General features: G+C 65.3%; 30 protein-coding genes. 24 read left to right on the forward strand and 6 right to left on the reverse strand.

The window, feature by feature from the left end; genetic code table 11:
• Positions 1-58 precede the first annotated feature (58 nt).
• Positions 59-904, forward strand: a complete 846-nt coding sequence (panC, locus tag Q4610_RS12155) for a pantoate--beta-alanine ligase (protein WP_304536213.1) — start codon at positions 59-61, stop codon at positions 902-904.
• A 143-nt stretch (positions 905-1,047) separates the two neighbouring features.
• Here the strand turns inward: panC and Q4610_RS12160 are convergent, their stop codons facing one another.
• Together Q4610_RS12160 and hemE are read right to left on the reverse strand one after the other, a co-directional pair.
• Positions 1,048-1,488 (reverse strand): CopD family protein, encoded by a 441-nt coding sequence (locus Q4610_RS12160; protein ID WP_304536214.1) that lies wholly within the window; start codon positions 1,486-1,488, stop codon positions 1,048-1,050.
• 12 nt (positions 1,489-1,500) lie between these two features.
• On the reverse strand, positions 1,501-2,556 hold the full coding sequence (hemE, locus tag Q4610_RS12165) for a uroporphyrinogen decarboxylase (RefSeq protein WP_304536215.1): 1,056 nt from the start codon (positions 2,554-2,556) through the stop codon (positions 1,501-1,503).
• A gap of 293 nt (positions 2,557-2,849) precedes the next feature.
• Between hemE and Q4610_RS12170 the strand changes: the two genes are divergently transcribed.
• From Q4610_RS12170 to Q4610_RS12220, 11 genes are all read left to right on the forward strand, one after another.
• Positions 2,850-3,680 carry a pyruvate, water dikinase regulatory protein gene (locus Q4610_RS12170; RefSeq protein ID WP_304536216.1) on the forward strand — a complete coding sequence of 277 codons (831 nt, stop codon included), beginning with the start codon at positions 2,850-2,852 and terminating at the stop codon, positions 3,678-3,680.
• Complete coding sequence (locus tag Q4610_RS12175) at positions 3,677-4,282, forward strand: Maf family protein (RefSeq protein WP_304536217.1); 606 nt, start codon at positions 3,677-3,679, stop codon at positions 4,280-4,282. The genes Q4610_RS12170 and Q4610_RS12175 overlap by 4 nt, the downstream gene beginning before the upstream one ends.
• The gene (gene aroE / locus Q4610_RS12180; RefSeq protein WP_304536218.1) at positions 4,279-5,106 is read left to right on the forward strand and encodes a shikimate dehydrogenase; all 828 of its coding nucleotides are present in this window, start codon (positions 4,279-4,281) and stop codon (positions 5,104-5,106) included. The genes Q4610_RS12175 and aroE overlap by 4 nt, the downstream gene beginning before the upstream one ends.
• A gap of 13 nt (positions 5,107-5,119) precedes the next feature.
• Positions 5,120-5,713 carry a dephospho-CoA kinase gene (gene coaE, locus Q4610_RS12185; protein WP_304536219.1) on the forward strand — a complete coding sequence of 198 codons (594 nt, stop codon included), beginning with the start codon at positions 5,120-5,122 and terminating at the stop codon, positions 5,711-5,713.
• Between the two features lie 32 nt (positions 5,714-5,745).
• On the forward strand, positions 5,746-6,438 hold the full coding sequence (gene dnaQ, locus Q4610_RS12190; RefSeq protein ID WP_304536220.1) for a DNA polymerase III subunit epsilon: 693 nt from the start codon (positions 5,746-5,748) through the stop codon (positions 6,436-6,438).
• 74 nt (positions 6,439-6,512) lie between these two features.
• Complete coding sequence (gene hpf / locus Q4610_RS12195) at positions 6,513-7,115, forward strand: ribosome hibernation-promoting factor, HPF/YfiA family (protein WP_304536221.1); 603 nt, start codon at positions 6,513-6,515, stop codon at positions 7,113-7,115.
• Positions 7,116-7,240: 125 nt separating this feature from the next.
• Complete coding sequence (locus Q4610_RS12200; protein WP_304536222.1) at positions 7,241-7,708, forward strand: PTS sugar transporter subunit IIA; 468 nt, start codon at positions 7,241-7,243, stop codon at positions 7,706-7,708.
• Positions 7,617-8,156 carry a PaaI family thioesterase gene (locus Q4610_RS12205; RefSeq protein WP_425262560.1) on the forward strand — a complete coding sequence of 180 codons (540 nt, stop codon included), beginning with the start codon at positions 7,617-7,619 and terminating at the stop codon, positions 8,154-8,156. The genes Q4610_RS12200 and Q4610_RS12205 overlap by 92 nt, the downstream gene beginning before the upstream one ends.
• The gene (locus Q4610_RS12210; protein WP_304536224.1) at positions 8,146-8,487 is read left to right on the forward strand and encodes a DUF1491 family protein; all 342 of its coding nucleotides are present in this window, start codon (positions 8,146-8,148) and stop codon (positions 8,485-8,487) included. Before Q4610_RS12205 ends, Q4610_RS12210 begins: the two co-directional genes overlap by 11 nt.
• Before the next feature lie 180 nt (positions 8,488-8,667).
• On the forward strand, positions 8,668-9,330 hold the full coding sequence (locus tag Q4610_RS12215) for a cell wall hydrolase (protein ID WP_304536225.1): 663 nt from the start codon (positions 8,668-8,670) through the stop codon (positions 9,328-9,330).
• A gap of 116 nt (positions 9,331-9,446) precedes the next feature.
• Complete coding sequence (locus Q4610_RS12220; RefSeq protein WP_304536226.1) at positions 9,447-9,941, forward strand: MmcB family DNA repair protein; 495 nt, start codon at positions 9,447-9,449, stop codon at positions 9,939-9,941.
• Between the two features lie 126 nt (positions 9,942-10,067).
• Here Q4610_RS12220 and Q4610_RS12225 read toward each other — a convergent pair whose 3' ends face one another.
• The gene (locus Q4610_RS12225) at positions 10,068-10,682 is read right to left on the reverse strand and encodes an ankyrin repeat domain-containing protein (protein WP_425262563.1); all 615 of its coding nucleotides are present in this window, start codon (positions 10,680-10,682) and stop codon (positions 10,068-10,070) included.
• 41 nt (positions 10,683-10,723) lie between these two features.
• Between Q4610_RS12225 and Q4610_RS12230 the strand changes: the two genes are divergently transcribed.
• Genes Q4610_RS12230 through Q4610_RS12245 form a run of 4 tightly spaced genes read left to right on the forward strand, consistent with a single transcriptional unit; the run spans position 10,724 to position 12,774 of the window.
• Positions 10,724-11,392 (forward strand): SCO family protein, encoded by a 669-nt coding sequence (locus Q4610_RS12230; protein ID WP_304536227.1) that lies wholly within the window; start codon positions 10,724-10,726, stop codon positions 11,390-11,392.
• Positions 11,380-11,817 (forward strand): YcgN family cysteine cluster protein, encoded by a 438-nt coding sequence (locus Q4610_RS12235; RefSeq protein ID WP_304536228.1) that lies wholly within the window; start codon positions 11,380-11,382, stop codon positions 11,815-11,817. Before Q4610_RS12230 ends, Q4610_RS12235 begins: the two co-directional genes overlap by 13 nt.
• Positions 11,774-12,508 carry a M48 family metallopeptidase gene (locus tag Q4610_RS12240; RefSeq protein WP_425262561.1) on the forward strand — a complete coding sequence of 245 codons (735 nt, stop codon included), beginning with the start codon at positions 11,774-11,776 and terminating at the stop codon, positions 12,506-12,508. Before Q4610_RS12235 ends, Q4610_RS12240 begins: the two co-directional genes overlap by 44 nt.
• 5 nt (positions 12,509-12,513) lie before the next feature.
• Entirely contained in the window at positions 12,514-12,774 is a 261-nt protein-coding gene (locus tag Q4610_RS12245; protein ID WP_304536230.1) for a hypothetical protein, read from the forward strand.
• Here Q4610_RS12245 and trhO read toward each other — a convergent pair.
• Entirely contained in the window at positions 12,771-13,595 is an 825-nt protein-coding gene (gene trhO / locus Q4610_RS12250; protein ID WP_304536231.1) for an oxygen-dependent tRNA uridine(34) hydroxylase TrhO, read from the reverse strand. The genes Q4610_RS12245 and trhO overlap by 4 nt on opposite strands.
• 65 nt (positions 13,596-13,660) lie before the next feature.
• On the opposite strand from trhO, the gene pdeM reads away from it, so the two are divergent.
• The 3 genes from pdeM to Q4610_RS12265 are packed head-to-tail and all read left to right on the forward strand — an operon-like array spanning position 13,661 to position 17,316.
• Complete coding sequence (gene pdeM / locus Q4610_RS12255) at positions 13,661-14,320, forward strand: ligase-associated DNA damage response endonuclease PdeM (protein WP_304536232.1); 660 nt, start codon at positions 13,661-13,663, stop codon at positions 14,318-14,320.
• Positions 14,321-14,371: 51 nt separating this feature from the next.
• Positions 14,372-14,512, forward strand: coding sequence for a hypothetical protein (locus Q4610_RS12260; RefSeq protein WP_304536233.1), 141 nt, complete (start codon positions 14,372-14,374; stop codon positions 14,510-14,512).
• A complete protein-coding gene (locus Q4610_RS12265; protein WP_304536234.1) occupies positions 14,509-17,316 on the forward strand; it encodes a TonB-dependent receptor in 2,808 nt (935 codons plus the stop codon). The genes Q4610_RS12260 and Q4610_RS12265 overlap by 4 nt, the downstream gene beginning before the upstream one ends.
• Here Q4610_RS12265 and Q4610_RS12270 read toward each other — a convergent pair.
• Positions 17,294-18,031 carry a YggS family pyridoxal phosphate-dependent enzyme gene (locus Q4610_RS12270; protein WP_304536235.1) on the reverse strand — a complete coding sequence of 246 codons (738 nt, stop codon included), beginning with the start codon at positions 18,029-18,031 and terminating at the stop codon, positions 17,294-17,296. The genes Q4610_RS12265 and Q4610_RS12270 overlap by 23 nt on opposite strands.
• A 23-nt stretch (positions 18,032-18,054) precedes the next feature.
• Here Q4610_RS12270 and Q4610_RS12275 point away from each other — a divergent pair, with 23 nt between their 5' ends.
• The gene (locus Q4610_RS12275; RefSeq protein ID WP_304536236.1) at positions 18,055-18,603 is read left to right on the forward strand and encodes a thiamine phosphate synthase; all 549 of its coding nucleotides are present in this window, start codon (positions 18,055-18,057) and stop codon (positions 18,601-18,603) included.
• A gap of 31 nt (positions 18,604-18,634) precedes the next feature.
• Here Q4610_RS12275 and Q4610_RS12280 read toward each other — a convergent pair whose 3' ends face one another.
• Positions 18,635-19,312 (reverse strand): HAD family hydrolase, encoded by a 678-nt coding sequence (locus tag Q4610_RS12280; protein ID WP_304536237.1) that lies wholly within the window; start codon positions 19,310-19,312, stop codon positions 18,635-18,637.
• A 98-nt stretch (positions 19,313-19,410) separates the two neighbouring features.
• On the opposite strand from Q4610_RS12280, the gene Q4610_RS12285 reads away from it, so the two are divergent.
• From Q4610_RS12285 to Q4610_RS12300, 4 genes are read left to right on the forward strand one after another with little or no spacing between them, the layout of a single operon-like run.
• Positions 19,411-20,520, forward strand: a complete 1,110-nt coding sequence (locus Q4610_RS12285; RefSeq protein WP_304536238.1) for an ABC transporter permease — start codon at positions 19,411-19,413, stop codon at positions 20,518-20,520.
• Entirely contained in the window at positions 20,520-21,404 is an 885-nt protein-coding gene (locus tag Q4610_RS12290; protein WP_304536239.1) for an ABC transporter ATP-binding protein, read from the forward strand. The genes Q4610_RS12285 and Q4610_RS12290 overlap by 1 nt, the downstream gene beginning before the upstream one ends.
• A gap of 3 nt (positions 21,405-21,407) precedes the next feature.
• Positions 21,408-22,370, forward strand: coding sequence for an MlaD family protein (locus Q4610_RS12295; RefSeq protein ID WP_304536240.1), 963 nt, complete (start codon positions 21,408-21,410; stop codon positions 22,368-22,370).
• 17 nt (positions 22,371-22,387) lie between these two features.
• Positions 22,388-22,999 (forward strand): ABC-type transport auxiliary lipoprotein family protein, encoded by a 612-nt coding sequence (locus Q4610_RS12300; RefSeq protein WP_304536296.1) that lies wholly within the window; start codon positions 22,388-22,390, stop codon positions 22,997-22,999.
• The last annotated feature ends 12 nt before the right edge of the window (positions 23,000-23,011 follow it).

Genomic DNA, 23,011 nt, shown 5'->3' on the forward strand with positions numbered 1-23,011 from the left:
CAGCGGAAGCCTAGCAGGACAGCATCATCCTGTCGCCCTTATCGGAGCCGTTCTTTCCGTGCAAACGCTGCGTGACCTGCCCGCCCTCCGCTCTGCCATCGACATATTGAAAAGCGACGGAAAGCCGCTGGTTCTGGTGCCGACCATGGGCGCGCTGCATGACGGGCACATGGCGCTGGTGGAAGAAGCCCGCCGACATGGGCGCCATGTCGTCGTGTCGATCTTCGTCAATCCCCGGCAATTTGGCGAACATGAGGATCTGGACGCCTATCCCCGGCGCGAAGCCAAGGATGCGCAGATGCTGAGCGCAGCGGGAGTCGATATTCTGTGGGCGCCGGGCGTGGAGGTCATGTACCCTACCGGCTATGCCACCACTGTCAGCGTGTCGGGGATCAGCGACGGGCTGGACGGCGCGGCGCGGCCAGGCCATTTCGACGGGGTCGCGACGGTGGTGACGAAGCTGTTCAACCAGGTGCAGCCCGATGTCGCGATCTTTGGCGAGAAGGATTATCAGCAACTGGCGGTGATCCGTCGCTTCGTCGCCGACCTCGACCTCGACATAGAGATTGTGGGGATGCCGACCCAGCGGGCCGAGGACGGCCTCGCCCTGTCATCCCGCAACGCCTATCTGACCGACGAGGAGCGCAAGGCGGCGCTGGCCCTGCCCCGCGCGCTGGGCGAGGCGAAACGGCATATCGAACGGGGTGAGCCGGTCGCAGGCGTGCTGGCGCAGGCGATCGCGGCGCTGGCGGCGCATGGTTTCGGCCCGATCGACTATGTGACGCTGTGCGACGCGGCGACATTGGAACCGATGCAGGTGCTGGACCGGCCCGCCCGGCTGCTGGGCGCGGCGAAGCTGGGCAAGACCCGGCTGATCGATAACATCGCGGTCGATCCAGCCTGATTCAGGCGAACTGCTTGATCAGCCCGCCGACCGCCCAGCCCGCCCAGGTGCGCGGGCCATAGCCCCGGCCGACCCGCCTGGAGCGGGATGACGGCAGATTGATCCACTGCGTCCTTGCGCGCGCAAGGACGAATCAAACGATTTTAGAAAGGCTTCACGATCACGGCGATGACGATGACGGCCGCGGCGATGCCGGGGACTTCGTTGAGCATCCGCAACTGCCTGTCGGTCAGCGGCCGCTGGCCCCGCGCCAGCTTTTTCGTATAGCCCGCGATCCAGCCATGATAGCCCGACAGGCCGAGCACGAAGAGCAGTTTCAGGTGAAACCAGCCGAAATGCCACGCGCCGATCTCCACCATCAGCATCAGGCCGAACAGCCAGGTGAGGACCAGCGAGGGATTGAGGATGATCTTGAGCAGCCGCGTCTCGCGCGCGATCCAGCTTTTGTCCTCCGGCGATCCCGGCGTTGTTTCCTGATGATAGACGAAGAAACGGGGCATCATGAACAGCCCCGCCATCAGGAAGATGACGAAGATGACATGGGCGGCCTTCACCCAGAGATAGGCGGCGCCGAGATAGGCCATGGTCAAAACTCCCTACTGCCGCACATAGCTAATGAGCGCTTCGACATGCGCAATGGGGGTGTCGGGCAAAATGCCATGGCCAAGGTTCATGATATGCGGCCGGTCGGCAAAGGCGGCGCGGATCGTGTCGACAGCCTCCTCCACCGCGCGACCGCCGGCGATCAGCGCCAGCGGATCGAGATTGCCCTGCACCGGCATGCCCTTCGGCAGTGCCTGGTTCGCCCAATGGGGATCGATCGTTTCATCGACGCCGACCGCATCCACCCCGGTCTGGATGGCATAGTCGGCAAGTTTGGCGCCCGCACCCTTGGGGAAACCGATGATCGGGATGGTCGGGTGCAGCGCCTTGAGCCTCTCCACGATCGCCTTGTTCGGTTCGATCACCCAGCGCTGGAACTGGTGCGGGGCAAGGCTGCCGGCCCAACTGTCGAACAGTTGCACCGCCTCCACCCCGGCGTCGATCTGGCCGGAAAGATAGGTGACGGTCGCATCGACGATCGCGTCGATCAGCGCGGCGAAACGGTCGGGCTGCTGATAGGCCATGCGGCGGGCCGCGCCATGATCCTTGCTGCCCTGCCCCGCCACCATATAGGTCGCGACGGTCCAGGGACTGCCGGCAAAGCCCAGGAAGGTGACGGCAGGGTCCAGCGCCGCCTTCACCCGCCGCACCGTTTCATAGACCGCCTCGAAGCGGCTGAAATCGGGTTTCAGCGCCGACAGGTCGGTCTGGTCAAGGATCGGGGCGAGGCGCGGGCCTTCGCCGGCCTCGAACCAGAGATCCTGTCCCATCGCATAGGGCACGATCAAAATGTCGGAAAAGAGGATCGCGCCGTCGAACCCGAACCGGCGGAGCGGCTGGAGCGTGACTTCGGCGGCGGCTTCGCTGTCATAGACCAGTTCCAGAAATCCCCCTTTTTCCGCCCTGAGCGCGCGATATTCGGGGAGATAGCGGCCGGCCTGGCGCATCAGCCACATCGGCGGCACGGCAGGGCGCGCGCCATCAAGGACGGCAAGGAGCGGCTTTACCGCCAGACTGTCATTCCGGCTGGCCGGGGCGTCGAAGCGCATCAGACTCTTCTCTCTATTATATTTAGATTCATAGGATGATGGAGATAGTAGGGCGGTTGGCAGCGGGGTTTATGCGCTGTGCCCGCTTTTGCCAACAACTTGACTCACAAGAGTGACGCAAACCAGTCCGAGTCAGCCTTTCTGTCCCCGTTATCCACAGGCTGTGCATGGAAATAGGGGTCTGTTGAGGGCTTGTGGATAAGAGTCAGGCCAGCGGGGACGGGAGAAAAGCGGGATTTCATCCCCGGATTCATCCCTTGATTTATCCACAGCCCTCCAACAGAGATATGCCCATGGCGCGTATCCACCTGCATCTCCTTTCGGACTCCACCGGCGAAACGCTGGAGAATATCGCCAAGGCGGCGATCGGCCTGTTTGAAAATGTCGAAGCGATCCGCCATTTCTGGCCAATGGTGCGGTCCGATGTCCATCTCGACCGGATCATGGAGGAAATCGCCGCCAATCCGGGGCTGGTGCTGTTCACGCTGACCAACCATCCGTTGCGCAAGCGGCTGGAGACGCGCTGCCGCGCGCTGGGCCTGCCCCATGTCGCTGCGCTGGACAGCGTGGCCGATGCGCTGTCCAACATATTGGGGCAGGAAACGCGGACCCGGCCGGGGCGCAAGCATATATTGGACGAGGCCTATTTCGCCCGGATCGAGGCGATCCAGTTCACCATCGCCCATGATGATGGCGTGGGGCATGAAAATTGGGAGGAGGCCGACATCGTGCTGGCGGGCGTGTCGCGCGCGTCCAAGACGCCGACCTCCATCTACCTCGCCAATCGCGGCTACAAGACCGCCAATATCCCGCTGGTGCCGGAATCGCCGCCGCCGCGCAATCTGTACGGGTTGAAACATCCCATGGTGGTGGGCCTGACCGTCAGCCCGGAACGGTTGATCCAGATCCGGCGCAACCGGCTGCTCTCGCTCAACCAGGCGCCGGAGACGGCCTATGTCGACAATGAGAAGGTGCAGGAGGAACTGGCCTTCGCCCGGCGCATGTTCGCCGACAATGGCTGGCCGGTGATCGACATGACCCGCCGGTCGATCGAGGAAGCGGCCGCGGCCATCATCAACCTGTTCAACGACCGCGAACTGGCCGAGGGAGGGCAGGGCGCATGATCGTGCTGGCGTCGCAAAGCGCGAGCCGCCGGGCGCTGCTGACCGCCGCGCAGGTGCCGTTCGAGGCGCTGTCGCCCGGCGTGGACGAGGAAGCGGCGAAAGAGGCGCTGCGTTCGGACGGTCTGGATGCGCGCGCGCTGGCCGATGCGCTGGCGGAACTGAAGGCGCTCAAGGTGTCGCGCCGGGTGCCGGGCGCGCTGGTGCTGGGCTGCGACCAGACGCTGAGCATCGGCGATGGCGACGGGCGCGGCGCGATGATCGACAAGGCAGTCGACCGGGCCGATGCCGAACGGATATTGCGCCTGCTGTCGGGCCGGGTGCATCATCTTCACAGCGCGGCGGTGATCGTGCTGAACGGCGAGCCGATCTGGCGCCATGTCGAGCGGGTGCGGATGACGGTGCGGTCGCTGTCCGATGCATTCATCACCGCTTATCTGGACGCGGACTGGGACGCATTGCGCTGGTGCGTGGGCTGTTACCGGATCGAGGGGCCGGGGGTGCAGATATTCAGCAAGGTGGAGGGCAGCCAGTTTGCGATTCAGGGCCTGCCGCTGCTGCCTTTGCTTGACTTTCTGCGTGTGCGCGGCGTTTTGGCGGCATGACCGACAGCCTCCCCTATGCCGAAGTGATCGGCGATCCGATCGACCACAGCAAGTCGCCGCTGATCCATAATTTCTGGCTCGATGCGCTCAATATCGAGGCGGAATACAGGAAAACCCATGTAACGCCGCAGGGATTGGCCGCTTATTTCCTGATGCGGCGCGCCGATCCCGACTGGCTGGGCTGCAACGTCACCATTCCGCACAAGATCGCGGTGATGGATTATGTCGACGATCCGGGCGGGGTGCAGGAACGGATCGGCGCGATCAACACGATCGCGAGCGAAACCGGCGGGCCGCTGATCGGCACCAACACCGATGCCGGGGGTTTCCTCCAGCCCTTGCTGCGCGACAAATGGAGGGGGCAGCGCGCGGTGCTGGTCGGCGCGGGCGGCGCGGCGCGCGCGATCCTGTTCGCACTCACCAGCCTGGGCGTGCCGGACATCACGATCCTGGCGCGGGATCGCGCCAAGGGGCAGGCACTGCTCGACCGGGCAGGGGTGAAGGGCCGGGCGATCGGCCTGGGCGATGCGTTGCCCGCCGCCGACCTGCTGGTCAATGCGACCTCGCTGGGCATGGTCGGCCAGCCGGCGCTGGCGCTGGACCTGGCCCCGCTCGCCGCCGATGCGACGGTGTATGACATCGTCTATGCGCCGCTGGAGACGGGCCTGCTCAAGGCGGCGCGGGCGCGGGGCCTCAAGACGCTCGACGGGCTTGAGATGCTGATCGGGCAGGCGGCACTGGCGTTCGACATCTTCTTCGATGCGCAGGCGCCGCGCGAACTGGATGCGGAATTGCGCGCGCTGTTGCTGGCGGCCCAGGATTGAGAGCAAGGAAGCGATGAAGATCTATGGCCTGACCGGATCCATCGGCATGGGCAAGTCGGCGGTGGCGGCGATGTTGCGGCGCGAGCGCGTGCCTGTGTTCGACGCCGACGCCGAGGTGCATCGCCTGCAGGGACCGGGCGGCGCGCTGTTGCCCGCGATCGAGGCGCGCTTTCCCGGTACCACCGGGCCGCAGGGCGTCGACCGGGCGAAGCTGGGCGCGGCGGTGTTCGGCCATCCGGCCGAGCGCCGCGCGCTGGAGGCGATTGTCCACCCCGCCGTGCGCGCCGCGCGCAAGACCTTCCTGCGGCGGCATCGGTCGCGCGGCTTCGTGGTTCTGGACATTCCCCTGCTGTTCGAGACGCACGGGCACAAGGGACTGGACGGCGTGATCGTCGTCACCGCCCCGGCATGGAAACAGCGCAAGCGGGTGCTGGCCCGGCCGGGGATGAGCGCGGCAAAATTCCGCCAGATCGTCCATCTGCAAACCCCCGATGCAGAAAAGCGGCTTCGCGCCGACCATATCATCCATACGGGCACGACATTCGCCGCGACCCGCGCACAGGTAAGGCGTCTGGTCGCTTGCCTTGCGCGCAAGACAGGCAGATAAGGGATCGCCCACAGAGTCGAATGAAGAGGGCGATGCGCGAGATCATTTTCGATACCGAAACGACAGGATTCGATCCGGCATCCGGCGACCGGCTGGTCGAGATCGGGTGCATCGAACTTATCAACCGGGTGCCAAGCGGCCGGACCTTCCACGCTTATTATCATCCCGAACGCGACATGCCGATGGCGGCCTATAATGTGCATGGGCTATCGGCCGATTTCCTGGCCAAATATCCGGTATTTGCCCATGGCGCGGCGGACCTGCTGGCCTTTCTGGAGGACAGCCCGCTGGTCGCGCACAATGCGCGGTTCGACTTCGGATTCCTCAATCACGAACTCAAGCTGTGCGGCCATCCCGAAGTGTCGATGGACCGGATGATCGACACCGTCGCGATCGCCCGCACGCTGCATCCCGGCGCCAAGCACAGCCTGGACGCGCTCTGCACCCGTTACGGCATCGACCGCAGCCATCGCGTCAAGCATGGCGCGCTGCTCGACGCGGAATTGCTGGCGCAACTCTATATCGAACTGACCGGCGGCCGGCAGATCGGCCTGGGTCTGGCACAGGAGGAGGATAAAGCGATCGTCAGGGTGGAACTGTCGGATAGTTCCGTTGTTCGCCCTGTTCGTCCCGCGCGCGTCTTTGCGGCGAGCGCGGAAGAACTGGAACGGCACGCAGCGTTCGTCGCGACGCTGAAAGAGCCGCTCTGGTTGCAGGGGGCATAGACCGCACTGGCCTCATGCCTCCACGCCAACCGGGCCGCTTTCCTGGCGACCCGGCAAGAACAAGGAGAAGGCATATGGATATTCGTGTTTCCGGGCATCAGGTCGAAACGGGCGACGCGCTCAAGCAGCATGTCTATGACCGTTTGGAGGCGGTGGCCGAGAAATATTTCTCCCGCACGATTTCCGCCCAGGTGACTTTTCGCAAGGCACCCCATGGCGCCTTTCACTGCGATATCGTCTGTCATGTCATGACCGGCCTGATCCTGAAGGGCGCAGGCGAAGCGCAGGAGGCGCATCCCGCTTTCGACCAGGCATCGGACCGGATCGAGAAACAACTGCGCCGCTACATGCGCCGGCTGAAGGATCGCAGCGTCCAGGCGGCTGCCGCGGAGGCGCAGCGTGCCAATGGCTACAGCGTCGATGATATTGACGGGGCGGGCTACACCATCTTTGCCGCGACCGCCGATGAAGAGGATGAACCGACCGACGCCCCCCTGATCGTCGCGGAAACCCGTGTCGATATTCCAGAGGCCAGCGTGTCGGACGCGGTGATGATGCTGGATCTGCGCAACACCAACGCGCTGTTGTTCCTCAACGCCGGCACGGCCGCCTATAATATGGTCTATCGCCGCCATGACGGAACGATCGGCTGGGTCGAGCCGCGCGCGCTGGCCTGACCTGTCCAGGACGCCCGGCCCCTTGCCTTGACCTGCCGGTGCAGGGGGCTTATGGGGCCGGGCTTTCATTGTCCGAAGATCGCGCGCTGACTATGCCCGCGCGGCTCGGCCGTTTCGGATAGACCATGGTTCATTTCAACGACATCGTTTCGCCCGAAGCGCTCGCCACCGGGTTGGCGGCGAACGGGAAGAAGGCGCTGTTCCAGAAGATCGCGGCGCTGGCTGCCTGTGCCTATGGGCTGGACGCCGATGAGGTGGGCGACGCCCTGTTCGAGCGCGAGCGGCTGGGGTCGACCGGCTTTGGCGGCGGGGTCGCGATTCCCCATGCCAAGATTCCCGGCCTTGACAAGATGTGCGGCGTGGTCGTGCTGCTCGACCCGGCGGTGCCGTTCGATGCGGTCGATGACGCGCCGGTGGATGTGGTGTTCGCCCTGCTCTCCCCGGTCGACAGTGGCGCGGAACATTTAAAGACGCTGGCGCGCGTGTCGCGCTACCTGCGCGATGACACTGTGGTCGCGCGGCTGCGTGGCGCCAAGTCGACCGGCGCCCTCCACGCGCTGCTGGCTGGCGGCGAGGCGCGTGACGCAGCCTGACGCGCCCAGCGGCGAAGCGGCGCATTTTCGCGCGCTGGAGCAGCTTTACAGGTCAGCGCCGATCAACCGGCTGTTCCGGTCGGACCTGGCCATAACCGAAGCCGGCCGTTCGGTCATCGATTTCGATGTCGATGAAAGCCAGTTCCACGCCGCCGGCGCGGTGCATGGCACCGTTTATTTCAAGATGCTGGACGATGCCGCCTTCTATGCCGCCAACAGCCTGGTCAGTGACCGTTTCCTGCTGACCACGGCGTTCAACCTGCTGTTCACCCGGCCGATCGGGCCGGGGCGGATTCGTGCCGAGGGCCGGTGGATCAGCGGCAAGCGTCGCGTGTTCGTGGCCGAAGCGAGCCTGATCGATGCGGATGGCGAGGAAGTCGGGCGCGGCACCGGCACCTTCATGCGGTCGCAATTTCCGCTCTCGTCCCTGCCCGGCTATGGTCGCTGAGGCGCGGCTGACCAGCGCCATGCTGGTCGGGGCGTTGCGCCGGCGGGTGTCGGCGGCGGGGGGCTTTGCCACGATCCTGGTCAGGGGCGACGAGATCAGCGGCGTGATTTTGGTCCAGGCGCTTGAAAAAGGGCAGGATTGCGGTCTTTTTGAGCGTGTGCCGAACCTGGACGGCGGTTATGCGTTGATGCGCTGTGGACCCGCGCCGGAGGACGGTCAGGAGGCGCTGGCCCATTATGTGGCGCGTCGTCGCAGGGCGGACCCCGACCTGTGGATAATCGAACTCGACATCCCGGAAGCAGAACGGTTCGCCGCTGAAACGATCTGCTGATCGTTGACTCATCGTTCCGATCTGGGCAAAGGCCCCCGCACGCCAACGCGCAGGTTGCCACATTCGCCCATTGGGGGGCGGGCGGGGTAAACACGCAGACGGGGGGCGGCCGGTCGTCGCGGTGAATATGCGTTAAAAGAGACGACGTCCTGGCCAAGAACCGCATGTTTTTGAGCTGTAATGAGTTTTCGTCTGAAAGCTGCGATTGCCGCAGCCTTTGCCCTGTCCGCCGCCGCTGCGGTCACGGCGTCCGACATGTCGATCGCAGGTGAATCGATTCCGTCGGCTACCTCTGTTCCAGCGCCCTCCCAGGCGCCTTCAGCCGGCTCTCCGCCCGCCGTCATCTTCGCCGCGCCGCGTGAAGTCACGCAGCCGCTGGCCACCGCCCCCAAGGGCGACACCATGATTTCCCCCGACTCCCATGTCCCGGCAACCAGCCTCGCTGCTCTGGTCGACGCCCAAGGCGCGCCTGAGGAGCTGGATGGCGACATGAAATGCCTGGCCGGAGCGGTCTATTTCGAATCCAAGGGCGAAAGCCTGGAAGGCCAGTTGGCCGTCGCGCGCGTGATCATCAACCGCGCCAAGTCCGGCCGGTTCGCCGACAGCCTGTGCGGCGTCGTCTATCAGCCGAGCCAGTTCAGCTTCGTGCGCGGCCATGCCATGCCCCCTATCCGCCTGGACAGCCGCGCCTGGCGCGAAGCCGTCGCCATCGCCCAGATCGCGGCGCAGGATAGCTGGGATAGCCTGGCCGAAGGCGCGCTTTTCTTCCACGCTCGCCGCGTCGCGCCGGGCTGGGGCAAGGCCAGGCTGGCGTCGATCGACAATCATATCTTCTATCGCTGAGCGACATGAAGCGCCCGCCGTTGCGTGCGGGCGCCTGTCGCAGGAAATCGAAAGGCCGGTTCGGAATGTCCGAATCGGCCTTTTCTTTTGTTCCTGACTTGTTCTAATGTCGGGGCATGACCAGCCTGGCCGCCGATTCCTGTTCCCCCCTGACCGACGGCACCGCGCTGGCGGTGGCGCGTGGCACGCTGCGCCTCTTCTTCCGCCACGACATGAGCGGCATTTTGGAGGTGCCGCTGCCCAATGGCCGGCGTGCCGACATCATGGCGATCGACGGGGCGGGGCGGCTGACCATCGTGGAGATCAAGTGCAGCCGCGCCGATTTGCTGGGCGACATGAAATGGCCCGACTATTTCGACTATTGCGACCGTTATTATTGGGCGGTGCCGATGGGGTTCGACCTCAGCCTGTTCGACAGCGAGGCGCTCTGGCCCGCCCGCACCGGCCTGATCGTCGCGGACCAATATGACGCCGAACTGGTCCGCCCTGCCCCTGTCGAGCCGCTGGCCGCGGCGCGCCGCAAGGCGGAGACGCTGCGCTTCGCCCGCCGCGCCGCGCGCCGGTTGACGGCGCTGAGCGACCCGGACCATGCGGCGGAACTGGGGTGGTAGGCGGATATGTATTTTGCGTTTTAGACCGCATCCCCTTGGCCATCACCCCAGCCTGCGGGGGGTGACGGGATTTGTACCGCGCGTCTTGCGGAAAGACTCTTGCAAAGCAGTCTTACCGTCAGTCCTTCAAAATACCGGGCCCTGCACCGGCCCTGCGGGCTTGGCGGTGCTGGTCTTGGCGGCGTCCAGCGCTTCCATCAGACCGGGCGTGCGGCCGTCGCGGGCGGCATAGTCGCGGGCGGACATGCCGGCGATGGTGTCGCGCTTGTCGGGGTTGGCGCCCTGCGCCACCAGCAGGCGGACCAGGCCGAGGTCGCGCAGTTGCACCGCGCGGATCAACGGGGTTTCGCCGCTGCCATTCACCTTGTCGACCTGCGCCTTGTAGGCGATCAGGGTGCGGACCCCTTCCTCGAACCGGCCCTGCACCGCCTCCATCAGCGGGGTGTTGCCGTCATTGTCGGTCAGGTTGGGATTGGCGCCCTTGGCCAGCAGGAAGGTCAGCCAGGTGGGGTCGCGACGGGCGACGGTGATGTGCAGCGCATTTTCGCCGGTGGACACGTCGCGGCTGTTGATGACCGTCGAGCCGGGTTTCTGGATCAGGTCGGTGACTTTCTGCCCGTCCTTGTCCTTCACCGCCTTGAGAAAATTGTAATTGTCCGAAAATTGCGCCTGCGCCGGGCCGGGCACCGCCAGCGCAAGGGCGATCGATCCCAGCATCGCGGACCATAAGCTCTTCTTCATCATGCGCCCCGTTCCAATTGCAAATCGCCTTCTAGCAAGGCATGGCTGGCCTTGCCATGAACAAAGACGCCGCCACATCCGCCCTGCCTTTGCTAGCCCTGCCGTTATTGGCCCTGCTGGCCGCCTGCAATATGGGAGCGGATGGCAATGCATCAAGCGGTGAGAGCGAACAGGGCGAACTGACCGGCGCACGGATCGGCGCGCCCTTCACGCTGACCAATCAGAACGGCAAGCCGACCCGGTGGGACGAGTATAAGGGCCAGTATCGCCTCGTCTATTTCGGCTATACCTATTGCCCGGATGTCTGCCCGGTCGATTTGCAACGGATCATGCAGGGCTTTGCGAAGTTCGAAAAGCAGAGGCCGGCGCTGGCCGCCAAGGTGCAGCCGATGCTGATCAGCGTCGATCCGCAGCGCGACACGCCCGCCGTGCTCAAAACCTATGTCGCGGCCTTCCACCCGCGCCTGATCGGCCTGACCGGCACGAAAGAGCAGATCGCCAGGGTCGCGAAGGATTTCGCCGTCATCTTCAATGCGGAGGGCAAGCCGGGCGCGACCGATTATCTGGTCAGCCACAGCCGGACCCCCTATCTGTTCGATGGCGACGGCAAGCCGGTGGCGCTGGTGCCGGTCGACGATCCCGGTACGCCCGATGTGGATGAGGGTACGCCCGACAAGGTGCTCGCCTTTCTGGACAAATGGATCAAGTGACGCCTTTCTGGGAAAAGCCGCTCGACAAACTCGACAAGGCCGAATGGGAAGCGCTGTGCGACGGCTGCGGCAAATGCTGTCTGCACAAGGCGGAGGATGAGGATACGGGACGGATCTATCCCACCAACGTCGCCTGTCGCCTGCTCGACCGGCAGAGCGGGCAATGCAGCAATTACAAGAACCGGCGCACATTCGTGCCCGATTGCGTGCGGCTGACCCCGACCAAGGTGAAACAGATCGGCTGGCTGCCGCGCACCTGCGCCTATCGGCTGCGGGAAGAAGGCCAGCCGCTGCCGGCCTGGCATTATCTGATCTGCGGCGATCGGGAGGCGGTGCATCGCGCGGGCGAGTCGGTGCGCGGCTGGACCGTGGCGGAGGCCGATGCGGGCGACTGGGAACATCATCTTGTCGATCGAGACATCTGAGGCGGCGATCCTGGTCGATGGCGTGGCGATGCCGGTCAGGGTGCGCCGGTCGGCGCGGGCGCGGGCGTTCCGGCTGACGATCGACAGCGCGCGGGGCGAATTGCGCCTGTCGCTGCCGGCGCGGGCAAATCTGAAGAAGGCGCTGGGCTGGGCGCAGGATCATGAAGGCTGGGTGCGGGCGCAGATGGCCAGTCAGCCCGCCATCACCCGGCTGGCGGATGGCGCGGTGTTTCCGCTGGAGGGGCGCGAGGTGCGGATTTGCTGGGTCGCGGGGGCGACGCGGACGATCAGGCTGGAGGGCGACCGGCTGTTGCTGGGCGGGGCGGCGGAATCGGTCGGCGCGCGGGTGCTGCGCTGGCTGGTGGCGCGGGCGCGAGCGGTGCTGGAGACGGAAACACGGGAACTGGCCCGTGACCATGGCCTGATCGTCGCATCGGTGGGCGTGGGCGATCCGCGCAGCCGATGGGGCAGTTGCACGGCGTCGGGCGCGATCCGCTATAGCTGGCGGCTGATCCTGGCCCCGCCACAGGTGCGCCGCGCGACCGTGGCGCATGAACTGGCGCATCTGCTGCACATGGACCACAGCCCGGCGTTTCATGCTGCCCATGCGCGTATCCATGGCGCGGACCCCAGACCGGCGCGGGTCTGGCTGCGGACCCATGGCGCGGGCCTGCACCGATACCGGGACTGACCGCCATGGCGCGGCGCAAACGCTATCTGACGGCGACGATGCCCGATGGTTATGTCAAGACGATCGGGCCGACGGCAGACCCCTTCACCCATTATTGGCGGATCGTGGCGGTACTGGAAAATGGCCGGACCGAAATATTCTGGGGCCATGTCCGGTCGCTGGCCGAGGCGAAGAAGAAGCGCGGCGCGGCGGCCGATGGGGCGAAGATGCGTGGCTGGAAAAGCTATGCGTTCGAGATCGCCGAACTGGTCGAAACGCCGGTTTAGCCGCGATGCGGCCAGACACCCGATTCGTCGCCGGCACAGTCATGCCGGGCGTCGCGCGGGTGCGGCAGGCCGCAGGCGCGACAGGTGACATAGTCGCCGGGTTTGAGGCCATGGCCCACCGTCACCCGTTCATCGAACACATAGCATTCGCCCTGCCAGCGGCTGTCGGCTTCCGGCATTTCCTCCAGATAGCGCAATATGCCGCCTTTCAGATGATAGACGTCGTCGAACCCGCGCGCCTTGACCAGCGCGGTGGATTTTTCGCAGCGTATGCCGCCGGTGCAGAACATCGCGATTTTCGGACTGCGGCCCTGCGCCTTCAGATCGGCGGCGAAGGCGTCGAACCAGGCGGGAAAGTCGCGGAAGGACCGGGTGGCAGGATCGATGGCGCGTTCGAACGTGCCGCAGGCGACTTCATAAGCGTTGCGCGTGTCGATCACGATCGTATCGGGATCGGCGATCAGGGCGTTCCAGTCGGCCGGGTCGAGATGGGTGCCCGCCGCACGGGCGGGGTCGAGGTCGCCCGCGCCCAAGGTCACGATCTCCGGCTTTATCTTCACCTTCATCCGGGCGAAGGGCGCTGCATGTGCCTGCGCATATTTGACGTCCATGTCGGCGCAGCCCGGCAGCGCGCGCAGATGCGCGATCAGGGCATCGATTGCCCCGGCGCTGCCCGCGACCGTGCCGTTGATCCCCTCCCCCGCCAGGATCAGCGTGCCACAGACGCCCAGATCGGCGCAGACCGGGCGCAGGTCGGCGGCGATCGCGGCTGGATCGGCAAATGTTGTGAAGCGGTAGAGGGCAGCGACGGTATAGGCCATGCCCGCGCCTATAGGCGTTCGGGCCGCCTCTTGAAAGCCGGGACACATAGGCGCATAGGCAGGGCATGGTTCCCCTTTCGTTCGCAGGTCATGAGTTTCTGGCGCTGCCCGAAGCCGCGCTGTTCTGGCCGGCGCAGGGCGCGTTGCTGGTGGCCGACCTGCATTTCGAGAAGGCGAGCTGGTATGCCCGGTTCGGCCAGTTCCTGCCCCCGCATGACAGCGACGCGACGCTGGACATGATCGAGGCGCTGGTGGCGCGCACCGGCGCGCGGGCGGTCTGGTCCCTGGGGGACAGTTTCCATGATGCCGATGGCGCGGCGCGGCTGGAGCCCAAAGTCCGGGCGCGATTATTTTCCCTTACGGAAAGGCTGGACTGGACCTGGATTACCGGCAATCATGACGGTGCTGTCGTGGACATGCCCGGCGGGCGTCGGGTGGCGGAGGCGGAAGTGGGCGGCATCTGGTTGCGGCATGAGGCGCTGCCCGACGACGCCCGGCCCGAAATTTCGGGCCATTTCCATCCCAAGCTGCGCCTGTCGCTGCGCGGTCGGCATGTGTCGCGACGCTGCTTCGTGGGATCGGCGACCAAGCTGATCCTGCCGGCATTGGGGGCACTGACAGGGGGACTGGATGCGGGACATGGAGAGATTCGGCGCGCGGTGGGGCCGGGTGCGGCCGCTCTGGTGCCGGTGGCGGACCGATTGCTGCGCTTTCCCTTATCGTAAAGCGACGTTACGGAAAGCAGATATTAAGCCGTTGCCATTAGGCAACATGGCATGATTATCTGGCCGCTATGCCATGTAAAAAGCGCAGAAAAGCTGGGCTCTCTTGCCTTCGCCCTGCTGTGGCAGCATAATCAATCGCATCCCGACACGGCGAAAAGCCGGGCGGGGCAGGAGAGGATCGACATATCATGACAGACAAGAGTCCCTTGCTGACGAGCGTGTGCATGCTGGCGCTGTGCCTGATTGCCCCCGCCGCCCTGGCGCAGGAACAGGCCGTACCGCAGGCCGCCGATGACGGCAGCGCCGACATCATCGTCACCGCGACCCGGCGCGCCAGCCCCCTGTCCGACGTGCCGATCGCGGTATCGGCCGTCGGCGCGCAGGCGATGCAGAATAGCGGCGCCAGCGACATTCGCACGCTCAACCAGTTGGCCCCCTCCCTGCTCGTGTCCTCGACCGGATCCGAAGCCAATGCGTCGGCGCGTATCCGCGGCATCGGCACGGTCGGCGACAATCCCGGCCTCGAAAGCTCCGTCGCGGTGTTCATCGACGGGGTTTATCGGTCGCGCACCGGCGCGGGCCTCAATGAACTGGGCGAGATCGAGCGGGTCGAGGTACTGCGCGGGCCGCAGGGCACGCTGTTCGGCCGCAACGCTTCGGCGGGCCTCATCAACATCATCAGCAAGGCGCCCGAAGACACGTTCCATGCCAAGGGTGAGATCACCTATGGCAATTACGACTATTGGCGCCTGTCGGGCCGCGTCACCGGCCCGGTGGCCGACGGCATCGCCCTGTCGCTGGACGGGGTGTGGAGCAAGCGCGACGGCTTCTACAAACTGGTCGACGGGACCGGCGCGAAGGTCGGCGACACCAATGACCGCAACCGCTATTTCCTGCGCGGACAGGCGCTGATCGAACCCAATGACGCGCTCTCCATCCGGCTGATCGGGGACTATACCAATCGCGACGAAAGCTGTTGCGGCGCGGCCTATGTCGAATCGCGCGAGCGGCGGCCTTTGGCGGGCGGCGGCTATACCGACGCGCCGTTCAATCGCATCGCCGCGATCCTGGCGGGCCAGGGCAGCGTGATTCCCGCCGATCCCTATGATCGCGAACTCAGCATCACGCCGGGCCGCGACTATGTGAGCAAGCTGCGCGACTGGGGTGTTTCGGGCGAGATCAATTATGATCTGGGCGGCGCGAAGCTGACCAGCATCACCGCCTATCGCGATTACAAGTCCCGCGACTATGGCGATTATGACTATAATCGCGCCGACCTGCTCTACCGCGATCCCAACACCTATCGCCAGTTCAAGACCTTCACCCAGGAAGTGCGGGCGCAGGGATCGGCGTTCGGCGAGATGCTCGACTGGCTGGTGGGCGGCTATTATGCCAATGAACGGCTGACCTTGCAGGATAATATCCGTTTCGGCGCGGATTATGGCCGGTTCGCGGCCTGCCGTTTGATGGCGGGGGCTGGCGGGGTTCCATCTGGTCCTCCCGGTCGGTCATATACAGCACAGGAACTGGCGGCCTGCGGTAGCGGGCTTGCTACGCAAACTTTCATCAACGGCACGCAGAGTGCGCTCAATGCAGGTTTGACCCCGGCTGTTGGCGCTACGCAGGCAGGTATCATTTCAGCCGGGCTGGGCAACGGCTTGCGTGCGCTGGCGGCGATCCCGTCCGGCACCGGCGATGTGGCGTCGATCTATCGCCAGAAGAGCGAGAATTGGGCACTGTTCACCCATAATATCGTCCATATTACCAGGACGCTCGATCTGACGCTGGGCCTGCGTTACACCCATGAAAGCAAGCGCTTCTCGTCTGATTTCAACAATAATAATGCGACCTGCGCGGCGTTGCAGGGATCAGGGCTTGCCGGGATTGCGACGAATCCATTGTTCGACGCTTCGGCCGCTGGTCGGCAGGTCAAGCAACTGGCTGGCGGCATCCTGACGCTGGGCTGTCTGGGCAATGGCTCCACCGGCCTCAATGCGCTGAACCTGAACGACAAGATCAGCGACGGCGAATTTTCCGGGACGGCGGTGCTGTCTTGGAAGCCGGTGGACGAACTGCTGCTCTATGGCAGCTATTCCAAGGGCTATAAGGCGGGCGGCTATAATCTGGATCGCTTCCAGCTCGGATCGACCGGGCTGAATGGCGGCACAGCCGTATTCAGCCCGCGCAGCAACGCCGATGTGTCGACATTGCGCTTCGCGGCTGAAAAGGTCGATGCGTTCGAAGTGGGCCTGAAATACAGCCAGCCCAAATGGAGCGCGAACATCGCCGCCTTCCGGCAGGAGTTCAAGAATTTCCAGTTGAACACCTTCAACGGCACCAGCTTCGTCGTGCAGAATATCAATGGCTGCGACAGCGACCTGAGCGCCGCGCGCACATGTGCCAGCGGCGATGTCGGGCCGGGGCTGATCAGTCAGGGCGTGGAACTGGAACTGGCGGCGAACCCGGTGCGCAATGTCCGGGTGTCGGGTGGCCTGACCTATACCCGCGCCAAATTCGCCGACCGGCTGGTGGGCAGTGGCGATGGCAGCGTGCCGCTCGACACGGCACTGTTCCTGCTGCCGGGATCGATCAATTCCAACGCGCCCAAGATCGTCACCACCGCCAGCTTCGCCTGGACCCCGGCGATCGGATCGAGCGGGCTGTCCGCCCTCTTCTATGTCGATGGCCGCATGACCAGCGACTATAATACCGGGTCGGACCTGTTCCCCGAAAAGGCGCAGGATGGCTATGCCATCGTCAACGCCCGCGTGGGCCTGCGCGGACCCGACCAGCGCTGGGCGGTCGAATTCTGGGGCCAGAATATCTTCAACCAGGATTATAGCCAGGTCGCCTTCTCCAGCCCGCTCCAGTCGAGCAGCCCGGCGACATCGACGACCGGCCAGTTCGCGGCTGGCGCGCCGATGGCGAACCAGCTCATCTCCGCCTATCTGGCGGAACCGCGCACCTATGGCATCACTTTGCGCGGGAGTTTCTGAGCATCCCGCGCCCGCTCGCCGGAACGGGGCGAGCGGGCGCGGTCCGATCCCCGAACAGCGCGGTGCCGACGCGAATGTCGGTCGCGCCCAGCATGATGGCGGTTTCATAGTCGCCCGACATGCCCATCGACAGGCGCGGGAGGCCCTCCTCCCGCGCCATTTTCGCGAGCAGGGCGAAAAAGGGCGCGGCCTCGATATCGGCGGGCGGCACGCACATCAGGCCCAGCAACGGAATGTCGGCGGCGCGCGCGGCGGCGACCAGCGCCGGCGTCTGGGCAATGGGACAGCCGCCCTTCTGTTCCTCCGCCCCGATATTGACCTGGATGAAGCAGGGGACGCGCTTGCCGGCGGCATCCATCGCCTTGACCAGCGCGCTGAGCAGCGACGGGCGATCGAGGCTGTGGATCGCATCGAACAGCGCGACCGCCTCGGCCGCCTTGTTGGATTGGAGTTGCCCGACCAGATGCAGGGCGATGCCGGCATGTTCCTCCCGCAGCGCCGGCCATTTGTCCTGGCTTTCCTGCACCCGATTTTCGCCGAACACGCGCTGCCCGGCCTGGATCAGCGGGCGGATCGCATCGGCGTCATGGGTCTTGGACACGGCGATCAGATTGATGTCGGCAGCGCTGCGATCGGTCAGGCGGGCGGCGCGGTCGATGGATTCGCGCAGGGTGGCGAGGCGCCGGGCGGCGTCGATAATGCTGTCTGTGGTCATGCGCGCTGCTATAGGCGAGGGCCATGTCGCACCGCCACCGCAAAAATCTGCCCGCCCTCTGGCTGATGACCGACGAGCGGGTGGCCGATGCGGCGCTGCTGGCGGCGGCGGCGCGCTTGCCCAGCGGCGCGGGTGGCATCGTCTTTCGCCATTACCGGACGGATAGGGCGACCCGGCGCGCCTTGTTCGGGGCGCTGCGGCGGATCGCGCGGCGGCGGCGGTTGCTGCTGCTGCTGGCGGGATCGACGCGTCAGGCGGCGGCGTGGCGGGCGGACGGCGCGCATGGCCGCGACCCGCGCCGCGCGACCCGCCCGATGCTGCGCAGCCGCCCGGTGCATGACGGGCGGGAAGCGGTGGTGGCGCGGGGGGCGGATGTCTGCTTCGTGTCCCCGCTGTTCCCGACCCGGTCGCATCCCGGCGCGCCCGCGCTGGGTCGGGTGCGGTTTGCGGCATTGGCGCGGCAGGTCGATGCGCCGGTGATGGCGCTGGGCGGGGTGCGCCGGGCGCATCGGGGGATGCTGCGCGGGATCGGCGCGGCTGGCTGGGCGGCGATCGACGGGTTGACGGATTAGCGCCGCCTGATCCCCGGCCGGTGCGGGCGATTCAGGCCCAGTCCACCCGCGTCCAGCCCCGCTGCGCCGCCAGTTTCGCCAGCGGCGTGTGCGGATTGGCGGCAAAGGGGGTGTCGGCAAATTCCAGCATCGGCGCGTCCGACACATGATCGGAATAGGCGCGGATATGGGCATGGGCGCGGTCGATCGCTTCCGCCGCCATCCATGCCTTGATCATCCGCAGCTTGCCTGTGTCATAGCAATTTTCACCGGCGATCTTCGCGCGGACATAGCGCAAATCCTGGCTCAGATGATCGGTGGCGATCACCGTGTCGAAACCCAGTCGCCGGGCGATCGGCTCGACATAAAGGCGGTAGGAGGCGGTGGCCAGCACCAGCCGGTATCCATCCGCCCGGTCCTGCGCGATCTGGGCGACCGCCCCCGCGCGCAGGTTCGACGCCAGCACCGCATCGGCGTAGCTTTCGACATGGGGCATCAGCCTGGCGCGCTCGACATTATGGCCGATCATCAGCGCCTGGTTCATCTCCTTGAGCCGCTGGCGGCTGATGAGTTTCAGCACATAGGCGAGCATCAGCAGGATGACGCCGGGAAACAGCGCGAGCCGCCATGGCGCCATCCGCCGCGCCACATGGATGAGAAAGCCGGTATAGGTGCCGCGGAAGGTCACCGTCCGGTCCATGTCGTAAATGGCCAGCCTGTGCGTCGTCATGCCGTATCCGAAACTTTTATCCATGCCCTTCGTTCTGCCTTGCGGATGGGCCGTTTCGGCTTGCCGTGCAACCGATAATGGATCACTAATCATCCCGCATGAACAAAGCCGCTGATCTTGTCGAGGATAGGAACGACGGCGGCAATGTGATCCGGCTTTCCGGTTCGCTCGCCATCGCCTGCCTTCGTGACCTGCCCGACCGGCTGGATGCCGTTCAGGGGCCGGTGCAAGCCATCGACCTGGCCGGGGTCGATCATATGGACACGATCGGCGCCTGGACCGTGCACCGCACGGTCAGGCGGCTGGGCTGTGACGTTACCGGCGCCAGCGACGATGCCCGCCGGCTGATCGATGCGGTCGGCGAACTGGACGAGCCGGTGCCGATCCGCCCGGATTATGTGCATCCCCTGCGCCGTGTCGTCGGCCAGATCGGCGATGCGGTGATCGCGTCCGGCGCGACCCTGCTGGGCCTGCTCGGCTTTTTTGGCGCCACGTTGATAGCGACATGGAGCGTCATCCGGCATCCCCATCGTTTCCGCATCAATGCCGTGGTGCAGCGGTTCGAGGTTGTCGGTGTGTCGGCGCTGGGCATCATCGGCCTGATGAGTTTCCTGATCGGCATCGTCATTGCCCAGCAGGGATCGGTGCAGTTGCGCCAGTTCGGCATGGAGATGCTGACGATCAACCTAGTCGGCCGCCTTACCTTCCGCGAACTGGGCGTGCTGATGACCGCGATCATGGTCGCGGGCCGCTCCGGCTCCGCCTTTGCCGCGCAACTGGGCACGATGAAGCTGACCGAGGAGGTCGACGCCATGCGCACCATTGGCGTGTCGCCGATGGAGGCGCTGGTGCTGCCCCGCACGCTGGCGGTCGTCGTCATGATGCCGCTGCTGGGTTTCTATGCGTCGGTCATGGCGGTCATCGGCGGCGGCTTTCTCTGCGCGATCGCGCTGGAAATCCCGCCCATCACCTTCATCCAGCGGTTGCGCGAAGTGGTGCCGATCACTGACCTGTGGGTGGGCCTGATCAAGGCGCCGGTGTTCGGCATCATCATCGCGCTGTCGGGCTGTTTTCAGGGGATGCAGGTCAAGGCCAATGCCGAGGAAGTCGGCCTGCGCACCACCGCCGCGGTGGTGCAGGCGATTTTCCTGGTAATCGTCCTCGATGCGTTCTTCGCGGTCTTTTTCACCTGGGTGGGGTGGAATTGATGAGCGAGGAAGAAATCCAGCAGGCCGAGGAACGGCGCATCGACCAGGCGGTCGAGACGGCTGATATCGCGATTTCGGTGCGTGGCCTGCGCAACAGTTTCGGCGACCAGGTGGTGCATGAAGGGCTGGACCTGGACGTGCGCAAGGGCGAGATATTGGGCGTGGTCGGCGGATCGGGCACCGGCAAGTCGGTACTGATGCGATCGATCATCGGACTCCAGACGCCGGATGAAGGGGAAATTCGCGTATTTGGCGAATCGATGATCGGCCGGCTGGATGATGAAGCGCTGGCGATCCGCAAGCGCTGGGGCGTGCTGTTTCAGGGCGGCGCGCTGTTTTCGACCCTGACGGTGGCCGAGAATGTCGAGGTGCCGATCCGCGAATATTATCCCAATATCGGCGCGCAACTGCGCGACGAGATCGCGGCCTACAAGATCCGCATGACCGGCCTGCCGGCCGAAGCCGGTCCCAAATATCCGGCTGAACTGTCGGGCGGGATGCGCAAGCGTGCCGGCCTTGCCCGTGCGCTGGCGCTGGATCCGGACCTGTTGTTCCTGGACGAACCGACCGCCGGGCTGGACCCGATCGGGGCCGCGGCATTCGATGACCAGACGCGGCGGTTGCAGCAGACGCTGGGCCTGACCGTGTTCCTCATCACCCATGATCTCGACACCCTCTATTCCATCTGCGACCGGGTGGCGGTGCTGGCGGACAGGAAGGTGACGGCGATCGGCACCATCGAGGAATTGCTGGCCACCGATCACCCCTGGATCCAGGAATATTTCAATGGTCCGCGCGGTCGCGCCGCCACGGCGGCGGTCACGCGCGAAAAGGACCGGGAACAGACAAGGGCGGCGCTCAGCCCGCCGGACGGAAGGCGATAGGATATGGAAACCCGATCAAATCATGTGCTGGTCGGCGCGGTCACGCTGCTGCTGCTGGCCGCGATCATGGCTGCCGCCTTCTGGTTTTCGCGTATCTCCGATGGCGAAAACAAGGAATATGACATCTTCTTCAAACAGTCGGTCAATGGTCTGGCCAAGGGATCGAGCGTCAACTATGCGGGCGTGCCGTCGGGGAAGGTCGAGAAGATCGAACTGTGGCAACGTGACCCCAGCTTCGTGAAGGTGCGGATTTCCGTGAAGGACGGCACGCCGGTGCTGCGCGGTACGACCGCCACCATCGCCGGGGTCGGCTTCACCGGGGTCAGCGAAGTGGTCCTTGACGGCGCGGTCAAGGGCGCCCCGCCGATCGAATGCCCGGCGCAGAACGTGCTGGCTGTCTGCCCCGACGGCGTACCAGTGATCCCGACCAAGCCCGGTGCGCTGGGCGAATTGCTCAACAATGCGCCGCAACTGCTGGAGCGGCTGTCGACCCTGACCGAGCGGCTGACCGAATTGCTCAATGACAAGAATCAGCAGTCGATCGCCGGTATCCTGGCCAATGTCGAGAGGGTGTCCGGCGCGCTGGCCGATCGCAGCCCGGAAATTGCCGCTACGCTGGCCGAGGCGCGGATCGCCGTGCAGCGCACCGGCATCGCCGCCGAACAGATTGGCAAGCTGGCTTCCACGACCGACGCCTTGCTGAACGATGAAGGGCGGCCGCTGATGGCAGACCTGCGCAAGAGCGTGCAGGCAGCGACACGCAGCATCGATTCGCTCGACAAGACGATTGCCGAAGCGCAGCCGGGCGTCCGCAGCTTCAGCAACCAGACCATGCCGGAGGTCAACCAGTTGGTCCGCGACCTGCGCGAAATGTCGCGCTCCTTCCGCGGCGTCGCGGAAAAGCTGGACCAGCAGGGCGCGGGATCGCTGGTCGGATCGCCCAAGCTGCCCGACTACAAGAATTGATGAAAAGGATGCGGATGATGCTCCACGTGAAACAACAGGGCGCGCTGGCCGCCCTTGCCGCCGCTGCGCTGCTGTCGGGCTGCGTCTCGATCGGCGCGAAGCCCCCGGCGCAACTGTTGACGCTCGACGCCGTGCAGAAGGTGCCGGCGGGCGCCGCGCGCATGGCCGGTGGGGGACGGACATTGATCGTCGCCGATCCCGAAGCGCCCAAGATGCTGGATACGGTGCGCGTGCCGGTGCAGACGGCGCCGACATCGGTTGCCTATGTGACCAAGGTGCAATGGGCCGACACGCCGCGCCACCTGTTCCGCCGGCTGCTGGCCGAGACGATTTCGGCGACCACCGACCGGGTGGTGCTGGATTCCGGGCAATTTTCCGGCGACGGTGGCCAGCGGCTGTCGGGCGAGCTGGTCGCCTTCACGGTCGATGAAGCCAGCCAGAGCGCGATCGTGACCTATGATGCGGTGCTGACGACGCCGGCGGGCGTGGCGCTGGCGCGCCAGCGCTTCACTGCCAGCGCGCCGGTCAACGGCAAGATCGACGCCACCACCGTCGGCGTGCCGCTCAATGTAGCGGCGAACAAGGTGGCGGCCGATGTCGCCGCCTGGGTTATGGCGGTGAAGGGCTGATCGGCATGTCAT

It is taken from the genome of Sphingobium cyanobacteriorum (genome assembly GCF_030580935.1).
GTDB classification, from domain to species: domain Bacteria; phylum Pseudomonadota; class Alphaproteobacteria; order Sphingomonadales; family Sphingomonadaceae; genus Sphingobium; species Sphingobium cyanobacteriorum.